7 protein-coding genes are annotated in these 16050 nt (G+C 38.1%); 2 read left to right on the forward strand and 5 right to left on the reverse strand.

From position 1 onward, the window contains the following. The first annotated feature begins 166 nt into the window (after nucleotides 1–166). Both ACFIKJ_RS00880 and pncB read left to right on the forward strand, forming a co-directional pair. Entirely contained in the window at nucleotides 167–8734 is an 8568-nt protein-coding gene (locus tag ACFIKJ_RS00880) for a GH36-type glycosyl hydrolase domain-containing protein (protein ID WP_375670149.1), read from the forward strand. Nucleotides 8735–8865: 131 nt separating this feature from the next. Next, the gene (pncB, locus tag ACFIKJ_RS00885; protein ID WP_375625455.1) at nucleotides 8866–10170 is read left to right on the forward strand and encodes a nicotinate phosphoribosyltransferase; all 1305 of its coding nucleotides are present in this window, start codon (nucleotides 8866–8868) and stop codon (nucleotides 10168–10170) included. A gap of 1546 nt (nucleotides 10171–11716) precedes the next feature. On the opposite strand, the gene ACFIKJ_RS00890 is transcribed toward pncB, so the two are convergent. The 5 genes from ACFIKJ_RS00890 to ACFIKJ_RS00910 all read right to left on the reverse strand — a co-directional run bounded on the left by ACFIKJ_RS00890 (nucleotide 11717) and on the right by ACFIKJ_RS00910 (nucleotide 16013). Further along, nucleotides 11717–12103 carry a YbaN family protein gene (locus tag ACFIKJ_RS00890; protein WP_375625454.1) on the reverse strand — a complete coding sequence of 129 codons (387 nt, stop codon included), beginning with the start codon at nucleotides 12101–12103 and terminating at the stop codon, nucleotides 11717–11719. A gap of 409 nt (nucleotides 12104–12512) precedes the next feature. After that, nucleotides 12513–13418, reverse strand: coding sequence for a metal ABC transporter permease (locus ACFIKJ_RS00895; protein WP_012754509.1), 906 nt, complete (start codon nucleotides 13416–13418; stop codon nucleotides 12513–12515). After that, entirely contained in the window at nucleotides 13415–14281 is an 867-nt protein-coding gene (locus ACFIKJ_RS00900; RefSeq protein ID WP_375625452.1) for a metal ABC transporter permease, read from the reverse strand. The genes ACFIKJ_RS00895 and ACFIKJ_RS00900 overlap by 4 nt, the downstream gene beginning before the upstream one ends. Further along, the gene (locus ACFIKJ_RS00905; RefSeq protein WP_375626222.1) at nucleotides 14278–15108 is read right to left on the reverse strand and encodes a manganese/iron ABC transporter ATP-binding protein; all 831 of its coding nucleotides are present in this window, start codon (nucleotides 15106–15108) and stop codon (nucleotides 14278–14280) included. Before ACFIKJ_RS00905 ends, ACFIKJ_RS00900 begins: the two co-directional genes overlap by 4 nt. Continuing rightward, nucleotides 15105–16013 carry a metal ABC transporter substrate-binding protein gene (locus tag ACFIKJ_RS00910; protein WP_375625450.1) on the reverse strand — a complete coding sequence of 303 codons (909 nt, stop codon included), beginning with the start codon at nucleotides 16011–16013 and terminating at the stop codon, nucleotides 15105–15107. The genes ACFIKJ_RS00905 and ACFIKJ_RS00910 overlap by 4 nt, the downstream gene beginning before the upstream one ends. Nucleotides 16014–16050: the final 37 nt, after the last annotated feature.

Here is a 16050-nt window from a genome sequence, read left to right on the forward strand (position 1 = left end):
ATTTTCTAAAAAACTGTCTGCTGATTTTCTAATTATTGCGTCAAAAATTATAAATGCTTGCAATAAAAACAAAAAGTTTGTTTTTTGTCTATCAACGGTTCAATATTCATATAAAATACTTACAATTTAAATAAAAAAATATGTAATTGGATAACAATGGGACATTATGACGTGCATAATACCTTTCATAAAGTGCTTTTTTTCTCAAAAAGAGAAAAAAGACCATTTTATTAATACGGATTTTCCTCTTCGTGCAATTTATAAGGTACAGGAAGATCTTTATAACTTAGGGCATGATATAGCTTCTGGTAAAGAAATTTTACTCCCTGAATATGAGGGAGTAGAAGATTTTCGCAAGAGATTGAACGAAAATGCTAAACTTATTCTTCATGCTTTTCATACCAGTGATTTTGCTGCCCGAAATGATGAAACCATCGCACCGTCTGCTCAATGGCTCATTGATAATCATTACACCATTGATAAAACCATACAAAAGCTACGTCGTAATCTGCCCAAGTCTTTCATAAAGCAACTTCCTCTTTCTACACACAAAGCGGGAATACCACGAATTTTTGCTTTAACTTGGCTTTATATTGCGCATACCGATAGCAGCTTTTCACAAGAAACACTCACTGCTATAACCAACGGATTTCAAGAAGTTTGTGCGCTCACAATTGGTGAATTGTGGGCTCTTCCTTCTGTTATGCAAATGCTGCTCATTGAAAATGTCCGTCGTCTTTCAGTCCGTATCGAAAAAGCGCGACATATGCGCCATCTTGCTAGTCAAGTGGCTGATAAAATTTCTCTTGTAGAAAATAAAACAAATCTACACTCTCTTTTTACGCAGTATAAACCATTTACTGTTGATCCAACTTTTTCAGCACATTTATTCTATCGCCTGCGCAGTGCATCTGTCGATTCAACCGTAGCATTAACTTGGCTTGAAAATCAATTGAAAAGCCAAGGCAGTAGCTTAGAGATTGCAACAGCCGATGAACATACCAGACAAGCAGCAGATGGTGTGACCATGGGAAATATTATCCGTGCTCTTAAAGCTATAGATGATGTTGATTGGACAGCATGGTTTGAAACAGTGAGTTGTGTCGATTCTATTTTGCGTAAAAATAGTGATTTTTCTGAAATTGATTCTCACTCACGCAATATTTATCGACAAGTCATTGAAAAAGTTTCACGCTTTTCGCCTCTTAGTGAGCTGGAAATTGCACATAAAGTTGTAGAAATGGCAAATTCCACTTCTAAAGATATGCCTCATCATTCTTGTGTGGGGTGGTACCTTGTTGATGATGGTCGTGGCATATTTGAAAAGGCTTGTGGATATATCCCGCCCTTTCTCATAAAATGGACACGAGCTTCTTGCTCAAAATTGAGAGTCATCGCCATTCCTGTCTCTTTTCTGACGCTCGCTCTTTTGCTTGTAATTTACGCCCTTTTACAAATATCTGGCATGACATCATGGATGTCTTTTTGCTTTACTGTATTAGCGCTTTTTCCTGCTATCGATGCTGCTTTTGCTTTATTTAACACTGTTGTTTCATGGTTTGTCCCATCAAGACAACTCATTGGCTATGAATATAAAGAAGGTATTCCAAAACATGCACGGACAATGGTTGTTGTACCTACTTTGATGACATCACGCGATGATATTGATGAACAAGTACGCAGTCTTGAAGTGCACTATCTTTCCAATCCTAAAGGTGCCATTCATTTTGCACTCATTACAGATTGGGTGGATGCTCCATTGAGAGAAACGCAAGATGATCTTGATTTATTGCACTATGCGCAAAAGAGTATTGATAAACTCAATAGTCAGTATCATCGTGATGAACTTCCTCTTTTTTTCCTTTTACATCGCCGACGCCTTTATAATGAAAGCGAAAAATGTTGGATGGGATGGGAACGAAAGCGAGGAAAACTTCATGAACTCAATCGGCTCTTAAGAGGTGATAAAAACACAAGCTTTTATCCTCCCAATCCACATCTTCCTATGGATTGCCGTTTTGTTATGACGTTGGATTGTGATACACGTCTTACTCCAGAGAGCGTCGCGAAACTTGTTGGAAAGCTTAACCATCCACTCAATCATCCCATTTTTGATCCGCAAAGTGGAAAGGTTGTAAAGGGCTATAGCATTTTACAACCACGCATTATTCCTTCGCTTACAACAGGAAAAAAAACATCAATTCTCCAACGGATTTTTTCTATCAACCGTGGCATTGATCCTTATGTTTTTGCTGTTTCTGATACTTATCAAGATCTTTTAGGAGAAGGCACCTTTATCGGTAAAGGTCTTTATAATATTGATGCATTCGAACAAGCGCTTGATGGCAAAATTAAAGAAAATACTATCCTTAGTCATGATCTCTTAGAAGGAGGTTATGCTCGTACTGCTCTGGTGAGTAGCATAGAAGTCATTGAAGATTATCCAACCGCTTATAATATTGATGTTATGCGTTATCATCGCTGGATTCGCGGTGATTGGCAGCTTTTGCCTTATCTTTTTTTCCACCGTCAAATAAGTTTCGTGACGCGTTGGAAAATGCAGGATAATTTACGTCGTTCTCTTACTCCACTTATGTGGTTAATCGCAGCATTTGCAGGATGGGCTTTTTTGTCTTTCAAGAGTGCAATTGTCTGGCAAATATTCTTGTTGTTTAGCTCCTTCATTTCTCCCATTCTATGTGTATTAAAAACGCTAGTCTCGTCCAATATAGATCATTCTTTGCGTGGACATTTTCAATTAATTTGGAACAAAACTGCTCTTACAAGCGCTGATATATTTCTTAAAACGACGTTTCTTGCTCATTCGGCGTATTTTATGACCGATGCGATTATTCGTACACTCTATCGTATGACGATTTCAAAACAGCATCTTCTTGAATGGAAAACTTCTGCCGCAACAAAATCAATGCCCAATAGTTTGCGTTTCTATGTTTTTACAATGGCACCAGCATCGCTTATTGGTATCCTTACTATAGCACTCCCTCTTTTTTCTGATAGTTTTGCAAGCTTGATTGCTTTGCCTTTTGGGATAGCATGGTTTTTTTCACCCTTCATTGCTTGGATTGTGAGTCAACCTTCAACCTTTCAAGATAGCCTTGATCTTTCTTCAAAAGATGAAAAAAAACTTCGCTCTATTGCACGGCGTACATGGCTTTATTATACAACCTTTGTCAATGCACAAAACAACTATTTGCCTCCCGATAATTTTCAAGAAGATCCTGAACCTCTTGTTGCTCAACGTACATCTCCTACGAATATTGGCGTTTATCTCCTTTCTATTATTGCGGCACGTGATTTTGGCTGGATTGGTTTTGAAGAGACCATTACCCGTATTGAGTGTACATTACGCTCTCTTACAAAAATGGAAAAGTTCCGTGGTCATCTCTATAATTGGTATGAAACGGATACACTCAGGCCTCTTTTGCCTACTTATGTATCAACCGTTGATTCAGGAAATCTTGCCGGTCATTTGATAACACTCTCTTCTGCCTTAAGTGAATGGGCTGAAAAACCGCATCTTTTTTTTCAAAGTGATCGAGAAGGCTTATCGGATGTTCTTGCTATTCTTGAAGAAACTGTCAGAGAAATTCCAGATCATCAACCCAATTTACGCTCTTTACGTCAAAAAATTGAAGAAAACATCACTCGTTTTCATGACTCTGTCCTCACTTTTGTAGAACAAGAAAATACGATTCCTTCTCACATCACAGACCTTTCACATGCAGCCCACGATATTGTGCACTTAGTCAGTGAACTTGACCACAAAATTCAAACGATAGAATCTGCTCATGCGCTTTCTTGGGCTAAATGCCTTATCGATACCTGTAACGCTTATCATTATGATGCGACTGCTCATTGTGATACTGACAAATTACGTAAAAAATTAAACAGACTGGCTATAGTGGCACGGCAAGTAGCCTTTGATATGAAATTTGACTTTTTAGAACAGCCTAAACGGCATCTCTTATCTATTGGATATCGTGTTCAAGAAAACAAACTCGATGAAAATTGTTATGATCTACTTGCTTCAGAAGCACGTCTTGCAAGCTTTTTTGCTATCGCAAAAGGAGACATAAAACTTAAACATTGGTTTCGTCTTGGTCGACTCCTCGTACCCATAGGTTGGAAAGGTGCGCTCCTATCATGGTCTGGATCGATGTTCGAATATCTTATGCCATCTCTCATAATGCATGAACCTTTAGGATCTCTCCTAGATCAAACAAATCGATTGATTATTCGTTGTCAAATACAATATGCCCATAAACGGGAATTGCCATGGGGTATTTCAGAGGCCGCATTTAACGCTCGCGATCATTTAATGAATTACCAATACGCTCATTTTGGTGTTCCAAACCTCGGACTCCAACGTGGTCTTTCACGCAATGCTGTCATAGCTCCCTATGCCAGCCTTCTAGCGGCACAATATGCTCCTGCTTGTGCTGTTGCTAATTTAAAACGACTCCGTGATCTTGGAGCTTTAGGAACATATGGTTATTATGACTCTGTCGATTTTACCCCTTCACGCGTGAAAACAGGGGAAAAATACGCTGTTGTACGCAATTATTATGCGCACCATCATGGCATGTCTATCCTTGCTCTTAACAATGTTATTTTTCAAGGACGAATGCGTGATCGTTTTCACCGTGATCCCGTTGTTGAAGCAACGCAACTGCTGTTACAGGAAAGAGCGCCTCATCTTATTCCTATTATTCATACCAAAGCTGTTAATCGTATGCGCAACAAGTCTCAAGTATTTGACGCCGCCCCTTTGCGCATTATTACAAACCCGTTGTTCAAACCACGAGCAACTTTACTTTTGTCTAATGGCTTTTATTTTACTATGTTAACAGCGAATGGTTCTGGTTACAGCCGTTGGCGCGATTATGCGATTACGCGTTTTATTCCCGATGCAACAGAAGATCAACAAGGTACTTTATTCTTCTTACGGGATACGCATAGTGGACGGTGGTGGTCTGTTACTGGTGAACCAACACGTGTTATTGAAGAAGAAGCTGTCAGCATTTTTACAGATGAAAAGGCTGAATATACAAAAATGGTTGATGGTATAAAATCAACACTTGAATGTCTTATTACATCTGAAGGATGTGGCGAAGGTAGACGTATTCAACTGATGAATACGACAAATAAAGAGCGCCTCATTGAAGTGACTTCTTATGGTGAATTAGCGCTTGCCACAATGGGCACAGACCAAGCTCATCCTGTTTTTTCCCGCATGTTTATAGAGACAGAAATTGCTGAGGAAGGTAAAACAATTTTTGCCAAAAGGCGCAAACGCTCACCTAGCGATCCTGAAATCTATGTTGCTCATTTTGTCTCCAGTACAACAGATACTCTCCGAGAGACAGAAGCTGAAACGGATCGCTCTCTGTTTATTGGGCGGGGCCGATCCATTCATCGGCCCGCTGCATTTGATCAAAATGCTCGTTTCAGTAACAGTCAAGGTTGCGTTCTTGATCCTGTTATGTCATTGCGATGCCGTATAAAAATTCCAGCCCATGAAAAAGCAGAACTTATTTTTTGGACTTTTGCTGCTCATACAAAAGAAGCACTAAATAATCATATTAAACATTATCGACAACCTGATATGTTTCAAAAAGAACTTTCAATGGCATGGACGCGCTCACAAGTTGCACTGTATCAGAGCGGAACCCAGCTTAAAGAAGCTATTGTCTATCAAAAATATGCAACACCGCTTATTTATCCAGAAAGAACGTGGCGTCTTCCTTCTGAAATATTAGCAAAAACGCTAGGAAAACAGTCTGATCTTTGGCCCATGTCTATCTCAGGAGACAATCCACTCTGTCTTCTTAGATTAAATAACGAGGGAAATATAACCGTACTGCGCGAGCTCCTTAAAGCACATGAATATTGGCGTATGCGCGGACTCATTGTGGATTTGGTCATTCTTAATGAACAAACATTTTCCTATATACAAAATACACAACGCGCTCTTGAGTGGGTCTGTGAATCTTATTATCACCACATGCAAAAAGCAGATGAACGCCAACATATTTTCATGCTTCGGCGCGATCAAATGAGTGAACAAAGCTTTAAAACGCTTCTTGCATCAGCGCGCATCGTTCTTGATGCCCAAAATGGCTCTTTATCTGAACAGCTTAAACGATTTGATGAGAGTGATTTTGATCTTACAATTCGTAAAAATTATCAAGAATCTTATGATCAATTAGATTACCAAAAATATAACGAAGGAAGGCAAGTTACAACACAAACTGAACAAAATTTTTTTGCTTCCATTGGTCTTATTAGCCAACGAAAACCATCTTCTTTTCCCATAAATGGAGAAGATCTAAAATATTGGAATGGTTACGGTGGTTTTAACCAGTATAACCATTATGTAATACGTCTTCATGGACGTACAACTACACCGCACCCGTGGATTAACGTCATCGCTAATCACAAATTTGGTTTTCATGTCTCTGCTGAAGGTGCAATTTTTACTTGGGTTAACAATAGCCGCGATTATAAATTAACTCCTTGGGCAAATGATCCAACATCTAACCGGCCAGGAGAAGCACTTTATCTGGTTGATCGCCAGTCTTTAAAACGTTTTTCACCCGTTTCTACTGTTGAATGTGATGAAAATATTGTCTATGAGGCTTGTCATGGGTTTGGATTCTCAACTTTTAAATCAACACATTCAGAAATCGCATTAGAACTGACTCATACACTTGATCCCGAAAAACCTATTCGCTTTTCACGTCTTATCCTTACGAATGAAGGGAAAGAACCACGCAGTTTACGCCTTTATAATTATGTTGAATGGGTTTTGGGAAATACCCGTACAAAATATGCCCCCTTCATTATTTCCTCTTATGAGGACAAAAGGGGTGTACATTTTATTCAAAATCCTTATCACATTGAAAAATCTCAACAAGTCACATTCTTATCGGCATCTGAAATGCCAACCAGCACCACAACCAATCGTGCTGAATTTATTGGTGCAACGGGAACCGTAACGCATCCAACTGCGATCCGTAAAGCTGGTGCTCTTTCGAATACCATTGAAGCAGGATGTGATCCTTGTTCAGCATTTTCCTATGATATTGATCTTCAAGCAGGGCAAACAAAAGAAATCATCTTTTATCTTGGTAGTGCTGAAAATAGACAAGAAGCTGAAAAATTACTCAATCAAGTACGTGCAAGTGATTTTGAAATTCTGCTCACAAAACAAAAACAGCAATGGAGCGATTTTGTTTCTCCTTTTCAAGTTAAAACACCGGATCCCTCTTTTGATATTATGGTCAATCATTGGCTCCCTTATCAGACCTATGCATGCCGCATCATGGCACGCGCAGGATTTTACCAAGCTAGTGGTGCATTTGGCTTCCGTGACCAATTGCAAGATAGCTTGTCTTTACTCCTCCTTGAACCACAACTGGCACGTGAACAATTGTTAAACGCTGCAGCCCATCAATTTCCCGAAGGTGATGTACAGCATTGGTGGTTGCCTGACACCAACGCAGGCGTTCGCACACGCATTTCTGATGACATTGTTTGGCTAGCCTATGGTAGCGCCCTTTATGTTAACACCACTGGTGAGTACGACTTTCTTGATATTCCCATTGCGTTCATTGAAGGCCCTCCTCTAGAGATAGAACAACAAGATGCTTATTTTCAACCCACGCAATCTCAAAAAACAGCAACACTTTATGAACATTGTTCTTTAGCTTTAGATCTTGCCATCAAACGTTGTGGTCAACATGGTCTTCCTCTCATCTTAGGCGGAGATTGGAATGATGGCATGAATTTAGTGGGCATTGGAGAAAAAGGGGAAAGTACTTGGTTGGGTTGGTTTCTTGGCACTACACTACAAGCATTTATTCCTCTTGCCAAAAAACGTGGCGACCATAACCATGCTAACACATGGAGTGCATACCTTAAACATTTGACTACAGCTTTAGAAAAAAATGGTTGGGATGGCGCTTGGTATCGACGTGGTTATTTTGATGATGGAACACCCCTTGGTTCTAAAATAAATGATGAATGCCAAATTGATACCATTGCGCAATCTTGGGCTGTCATTTCTCAAATGGCATCACTTAAGCGCCAAAAACAAGCAATGGCTTCTATGCTTGAACATCTATGGGACAAAAAAGCCGGCATTATACGTCTTTTTTGGCCTCCTTTTGATAAAAGTACTCTCGAACCTGGTTATATAAAAGGTTATCCTCCAGGCATTCGAGAAAATGGTGGTCAATATACGCATGGTGCTATTTGGAGCATTCTAGCGCTTGCTGAGATGGGTGAAGCAGACAAAGCTTATTCTCTATTTTCTATGATCAATCCAATCACCCATGGTAAAAATCCTGAAGTTTATCGTGTTGAACCCTATGTTATGGCTGCAGACATCTACGCCATTGAACCACGTCGTGGACAAGGCGGTTGGACATGGTATACAGGTTCAGCAGGATGGTTCTACCATACCGCGATACAAGCCATTCTTGGGATTCAACGTCAAGGCAATCTGTTGTTTTTAAAACCACATTTACCCTCCTCTTGGCCTAAATATGAAACAAAAATAAAATTTTATGATGCCATCTATACTATCAAAGTAAAATGGGGATCTGAAAATATGCTTAGTGTTGACGGTAAGAAATATGCCAAACTTAACGCAGGAATAAAGTTAAAAAAAATAGGTCAACATGAAATCATACGTATTCTTAAATCTTAAAAACAGAAAAAATAACAGGCTTTTTTATTCTTGCTCAAAGCCACAGAATTGTTATATTTTCTGCACTCCCTATATTGACCATATTGGTGCACAATAATTTTAGATTCTATGAGACTGAAAGAAAAAGGGTTATGAATCATCCGGATATTGCTAGACGTGTTTACAATCATACTTGGAAACTTGATCCCATTATTCGTTCACTTCTCGATACGGATTTTTATAAGCTTCTTATGGTACAGATGATTTGGGGGTTGTATCCTGATGTTAATGTTACTTTTTCCCTCATAAATCGCTCTAAAACAATACGTCTTGCCGATGATATTGATGAGAGTGAATTACGTGCTCAACTTGATCATGCTCTTAGTTTGCGCTTTACAAAAAAAGAAATGATCTGGCTTGCTGGTAATACATTTTATGGACGCAAACAAATTTTTGAACCGGATTTTCTTCAGTGGCTTGAGAATTTTCAACTCCCAGAATATGAACTAACCCGCAAAGATGGCCAATATATGCTTCATTTTTATGGTTCGTGGGCTCATAGCTCTATGTGGGAAATTCCAGCCCTTGCTATTATCAGTGAATTACGTTCACGTGCAGCTCTCAAAAAACTAGATCGTTTTGCTCTTGATGTACTTTATGCGCGTGCTAAAGCAAAAATGTGGAGTAAAGTTGAACGTCTCAAAAAATTGCCTGATATTAAAATATCTGACTTTGGGACAAGGCGTCGCCATTCTTTTTTATGGCAGCGCTGGTGTGTGGAAGCATTAAAAGAAGGCATTGGTAATTCTTTTACTGGAACTTCTAATGTTCTTCTTGCCATGGATACGGATTTAGAAGCTCTTGGAACCAATGCACACGAATTGCCCATGGTTATTGCGGCTCTCAGCAACAACGATGATGAATTACGCAGAGCTCCATATCAAGTCTTGCAAGATTGGAACCGTTATTATGGTGGAAATCTTCTCATTGTTTTACCTGATACCTTTGGTACAGAAGCATTTTTACGCAATGCACCAGATTGGGTCGCTGATTGGACAGGTTTCAGACCCGATAGTGCGCCCCCTATTGAAGGTGGCGAACGTATTATTCAATGGTGGAAAGAAAAAGGAAAAGATCCACGCGAAAAACTTTTAATTTTTTCTGATGCTCTTGATGTCAATACAATTGAAAAAACCTATCATCATTTCCATGGTAGAGTGCGCATGAGTTTTGGATGGGGCACGGATCTTACCAATGACTTTACAGGCTGTGCACCTCAGGAAATCGAAACTCTTGATGCTCTTTCCCTTGTTTGTAAGGTGACCTATGCTAATGGTCGACCAGCCGTAAAACTTTCAGATAATCCTGAAAAAACGATCGGTAATTCAAAAGAAGTACAACGTTATCTCAATTTTTTTAGTAATAAAAAGCGAATTGCTAGATCTATAAAGACGTAGTTTCCGGTTCTTTAAAACGAGTATATTGACTCACCATATTGTTTATAAGATTGATTTTTGTCCTGCCCTAAAGATGGGGTTCTTAACCTTTGCTGATCTGTAAATAGTTCGGCTGTTTTTTGAGCAGATTCTACTTGGGCTACCACGCATACGCTTCACTTACATAAGGATCGACAGATCAGATTTAAAAAAATACTTAACGTGCTAGGGAAGTTTAGCCAAGGGGGCTTCCTTATATCATTTTCATAAATAACGGTGTTATACGGCATAACAAGATACTATCATTTTGCATGTTGAATGAGCGCGAATATCATAAATTTTTCTCATTTCAACCCTGTTAAATCAAGCACACTAATCTCCTTGCGTGTATGAAGATTTTCAATTTTTAAGGGTTGTTGTTGTAGCTCGACAGTAGGTTTTGTACTAAGTGGGAAGAGATAGGATTAAGTAGGAATACGTGGTAATTTGTTGTTTTTATGTACAATTTTGACCATTAAATGCGCATTTTGTCAAAATAAATTTTGACGCCTAAAATTGCAAAAATTACCGAAAATCAGAAAAAATGCGTTTCCATAGTAAAAATGAAAAAAGGCTTTGAAACCCCTTTGAGAACACCTTTAAAATTCTTTGAAAAAAAATAAATTGGTAAAAAAACTAGCGTCAAAATATACAAAACCAAATGATAAGCTACAATTGTAACATTAGGAATTGCTAAGGCAACATTGGAGGATGACAAATAGCATGGTGACTATCAGTGTGCATTTTGCAAGGCAAGGATGATAGTGCCCAAATAGATTTTATAAACTTTACAGGAGATTTTACTTTATCCAATGTATGGTCTGCTATCATGAAATGCGTAAAGCGTTGAGAAATGTTTCATAAAAATAAATGTGTAAATAACATGATTTGGGAGACCTTTTGTTTTACATGGGGGGCATGACCTCATTAACAAACAGAGAATGCAATAATATTTTTATTTCGAATAAACTTATACAAAGATAGAGAATTTATTTATTCGCATATTATAATAAGAATGCGTGTATGCATAAAACCATCTGAAAAATTCTGTTGTTTTTTAAGAATTATCCTTAAGCTAAGAACAGATGTAACATTAAAGATTAATATAATAGACCGGTTTCTTAACTGTATAAGTATAAAATGATGATGTTTAGTAAGCTTTGTATTATATCCTCATTAAGAGATATGAAAACAAACGAAACGTCTTTTTAGAAAGAAAAGGCTATCATATCAATGACTTTTCAATGACGTATATATAGAGATTCATACAAACATGTCTTATAAAAATAATGACTCTCTTCCATGAATGTGGTTTATCCAAGTGAGAACATTTTGAGTGTGCGTAAACAGTCTTCTTTGTTCATAAAAATCATTTCACAAACATATTATTAATTAATTGCTTTCAAAAAGCTTACTACTTCATATGCATTTTGGATATGGAGAGCTTATATTCAAAACTTAAAAGTCCTCATAGTTTTTACAAATAAGTCGAAGCTAAAAAGAATATCTCATAAAGCCTTTTCTATCCTTATGAAGATGGACGTGTTACAATATAAATGCCAATTAGCAATAATATAACCGCAGCAAGTAAGGAAATCCATAAAGGAGGGTGTACCATTACGAAAAAGGATAAAAATCCTCCTGTCATACTCATCATTGCAAAAACTTTAACGAATGGAGAGATTGCTTTTTTTTCTTCCCATCGCTTAAGAGGGGGACCAAAAATACGATGATTATTCAACCATTGATGAAAACGTGGAGAAGAACGCGTAAAACACCATGAGGCAACCAATAAAAAAGGCACAGTTGGCATAATAGGTAATACTACACCGATAATACCTAATATAACCATTATCCAACCTGCTATATAATAGCAGATACGCAAAAGATGCGATATCTTCAAATCGTTTTTCATTTTCTCGTACTATTTTCCTCTACGCAAAACCTTCTACAAAAACATTGTATCTGTTTTTTTCTGTTTACATGTCCGAGTGCACAATTACGTTCTACCCTTTTATGCGTAAGCGTCTTTGCTGTTATAAGTTCCTTGAAAATACCGAATAGCTTACGCAATATGATAATCATTTTAAATGATTTCAAGAAAAGAGAAGAGATTTTAGAAAATCAAAAAAATAAAAAGGCTGCAGAATAAATCAATGCAGCCTCTTAATTAAGAATGCAGCGTTGGGGGGGGAGAAAATGCACTGCATTCACCTGCTAGACATTAGGAGGAAAAATAACCTAGCACCCCGAACTCTAATTAAAATAAAAATGAGAAACAATATATAAAAATGCATGGCTGATATGCATGAAATTTAACACTTTCAAGTTTCTTGAACTGTGTTTTGACGAAAGAAAATCATCATGAAAATAGCCATAAAAATCAACGTCAAGATCAACACAATTGTGGAAGCAGAATCAGAGCCGATAAATAAGCTGAGATAAATCCCTAAAAAACCAGAAAAAGCTGCAACAAGTATCGCGATCATTAACATAAAAGAAAACCGCTTTGTAACAAGATAAGCAATTGCTCCTGGTGCTATCAGTAAAGAAATAACGAGCACGATACCTACAGCTTTCAGAGCCGCAACAATTGTAAGAGAAATCATCGTTAGAAGGGTATAGTGGAGTAGAGATATTGGTAACCCCATTGCATGTCCTTGAACTGTATCAAAAATATACAGCATAAAGTCGCGCCATTTTGCTGCTAAAATGAAAGTGACAACAGCAGAAATAATCGCCGTTTGTGTTATATCAAGCCAGTTAACACCCAAAAGATTACCAAATAGAATATGATTCAAATCTAAGCTACTATAAATAGACGTGGCTAAAACAAGCCCCAAACCAAACATCGAAGAAAATACCACACCCATTACCGTGTCCTGTTTGATACGGCTATTGCTCCCTAAAAAACCCGTTAATAGTGCACACACCATTCCTGCAACAAAAGCACCGCAAGTAATCAGAGTCATTGTAATGTTCTCTGGACGCATATGCTGAAACCAAGCAAATGGCAAAGAAGTTAAAAATGCGATTACCCATGGTGTTGTCATATAGCCAACAACAACACCTGGAAAAACTGCATGAGAAATGGCATCGCCTAACAGCGCCCATCCTTTCAAAATAAGAAAACAGGAAAGCATCGCCATGGGAATAGAAAGAATCATGACAATAAGCATACCCTTAAGCATAAAAGAAAACTGAAACGGAAGCAGTAATTGATCAATCATGATAATATTACACCCTTTTTTGCCGCATTTATACGTAAGCGCGCAGCAATATACCCATGTTTAGGAGCAAAAATAAAAGCCAAAACAAATAAAGATGCTTGAAAAAGCACAACAACCCCCCCCGTTTGTGCATTTAAAAAATAACTCACATAAACACCCAAAACACTCGTGAATGTTCCAATTATAACTGCAATAACCAAGATATTCACGAAACGATCACTTAAAAGATAGGCTGTTGCCCCAGGTGTCACAACAAGACAAATAACCAAGAACGCTCCAACGGTTTGCATAGCAGCAACAGTACAAGCAGCAAGTAATGTGAAAAAGAGAATCTTTAAAAACTTTACATTTAATCCAATGGCATGCGCATGCGTTTCATCAAATAACGAAACAAGAAGATCTTTCCATTTCAAAAGCAATATAAGCAACGAAAAAAAGCCGATAAAAGCCAATTGTAGAATATCTGATGAACTGACGGCTAAAATATTTCCCAAAACAATCGTATCAATATTAACAGCCATTGGTTTTAATGATTTGAGAAACAACCCAAAGGCAAAAAAGGAAGAAAAAATGAGTCCAATAATGGTATCTTCTTTCAGCTTTGTCCGGTGGTTAAAAAAGAGCATTGCTGCTGCTGCAAGACCACCAGAAAAAAAAGCACCGAGTGAAAAAGGTAACCCTAAAAGGTAAGCTCCTGCTACACCAGGAACAATCGAATGGGAAAGAGCATCACCAATTAATGACCAACCTTTTAACATCAAAAAAGCTGAAAGAAAGGCACAAACACACCCAACTAACCCAGAAACCCACATTGCATTCACCATATATTGATAGCTTAGTGGCTCAAGCAACCAAGAAATCATGCAACGTTCTCCACTCTTTCAATATCTTCACAAACTGCAGCCTGCTTTCTTCCCATGAAAACATCATTTTTTTTTGTGCTTTGAAGATCAAAAATATGGTGGTGCAAAGACCCTCCAAAAGTTTTCTCCAGATTTTCCTTTGTAAAGATTTTTTCTGTTAACCCAGAAGCTAAAACGGTTCCTTTTATTAAAACTGTATGATCACAAAATTCGCGAACAGAACCCAAATTGTGAGTTGAAACCAAGATCACTGCTCCTTCTTTACGAAGATCTTGTAACAAAGCAATGATTTTATCTTCTGTTGTAACGTCAACCCCTGTAAATGGCTCATCTAATAAAATAGCTTTTGCTTTCTGTGCAAGAGCGCGTGCTAGGAAAACACGCTTTTTCTGTCCACCAGAAAGTTCTCCAATCTGGCGCTTGGCAAAAGCCAACATATCAACGCGTTCTAAGGCAATACGAACGGCTTCATAATCTTGTGTACGGGCATAGCGAAAGAAATTCATATGACCGTACCGCCCCATCAATACAACATCTTCGACCAAGACGGGAAAATTCCAATCAACATCTTCACTTTGAGGAACATAAGCAATAAGGTTTTTTTTCAAAGCTATATCAACGGGCAAATCAAACATGCGAATTTTTCCCTTTGAGGGGCGTACAAACCCCATAATCGCTTTAAATAACGTTGACTTACCGGATCCATTAACACCAACTAATGCCGTAATAGAACCCTTTGGACTTTCAAAATTTACTTCGCGTAAAGCTGTATGTCCATTACGATAAGTTACCGTTACTCCTTGGGCAAATATTCCAGATTCCATCATTGGCTTTTTACTCCCTCTAATAAAGCATTGCTAATACGCCCACTCGTGACACGTAATAAATCAATATAAGTGGGTACCTCACCATTTTTCTCACTTAAAGAATCAACATAAAGAACACCACCGTATTTAGCCCCTGTTTCTCTGGCAACCTGCTTAGCAGGTGCAGGGGAAATAGTGCTTTCAGAAAAAACTGCATGAATATTGTATTTGCGAACCATATCAATAACATGCTTGACTTGCTGTGGTGTTCCTTGCTGGTCAGCATTGATGGGCCATAAATAAAGTTCTTTTAGATCAAAATCACGCGCCAAATAGCTAAAAGCCCCCTCACTGGTCACAAGCCAACGTTTATCTTGTGGTACGGCTTCTAATTCAGCCCTAATTGGATCAATTGTTGCACGAATTTTCTGTTTATAAATTTCAGCATTCTCTTTATAAATTTCAGCATGTTCAGGATCATATTTTACAAAAGCATCGCGAATATTATCAACGTAAATCAAAGCAGAGGTCGGTGACATCCACGCATGAGGATTGGGTTTGCCGCTAAAGGGGCCATCACCAATTTTAATGGGTACAACACCTTTTGAAACAACAACACTTGGAACATCCTTGATGTTTTGAAAAAACTTTTCAAACCAAAGCTCTAACTCTAATCCATTCCACAATACAAGGTTAGCTCCCTGGGCACGCATAAGATCGCGTGGGGTGGGTTGATATTCATGAATTTCCGCACCTGGTTTTGTAATGGATTCAACCTCAGCGGCATCACCTGCTACATTGCGTGCCATATCAGCAATGATAGTGAATGTCGTAACAGCTTTAAATTTACCAGCACACAAAGCAAAATTGGGTGTAAAAAAAATAACACTTCCAAAAACTATGCTGAAAAACGTTTTTACGTTCATTGATTCTCTCTTTCCTCTATATGCTTTCTTTTTATTG

Source organism: Bartonella sp. PS7NMGDW (assembly GCF_042193585.1).
GTDB lineage: Bacteria > Pseudomonadota > Alphaproteobacteria > Rhizobiales > Rhizobiaceae > Bartonella > Bartonella grahamii.

Bases quoted from the DNA above. Each gene is read 5' to 3' on its own strand.
- pncB (WP_375625455.1), top strand. From the start codon at position 8,866: ATGAATCATCCGGATATTGCTAGACGTGTTTACAATCATACTTGGAAA.
- ACFIKJ_RS00900 (WP_375625452.1), bottom strand. From the start codon at position 14,281: ATGATTTCTTGGTTGCTTGAGCCACTAAGCTATCAATATATGGTGAAT.
- ACFIKJ_RS00895 (WP_012754509.1), bottom strand. From the start codon at position 13,418: ATGATTGATCAATTACTGCTTCCGTTTCAGTTTTCTTTTATGCTTAAG.
- ACFIKJ_RS00905 (WP_375626222.1), bottom strand. From the start codon at position 15,108: ATGATGGAATCTGGAATATTTGCCCAAGGAGTAACGGTAACTTATCGT.
- ACFIKJ_RS00880 (WP_375670149.1), top strand. From the start codon at position 167: ATGACGTGCATAATACCTTTCATAAAGTGCTTTTTTTCTCAAAAAGAG.
- ACFIKJ_RS00910 (WP_375625450.1), bottom strand. From the start codon at position 16,013: ATGAACGTAAAAACGTTTTTCAGCATAGTTTTTGGAAGTGTTATTTTT.
- ACFIKJ_RS00890 (WP_375625454.1), bottom strand. From the start codon at position 12,103: ATGAAAAACGATTTGAAGATATCGCATCTTTTGCGTATCTGCTATTAT.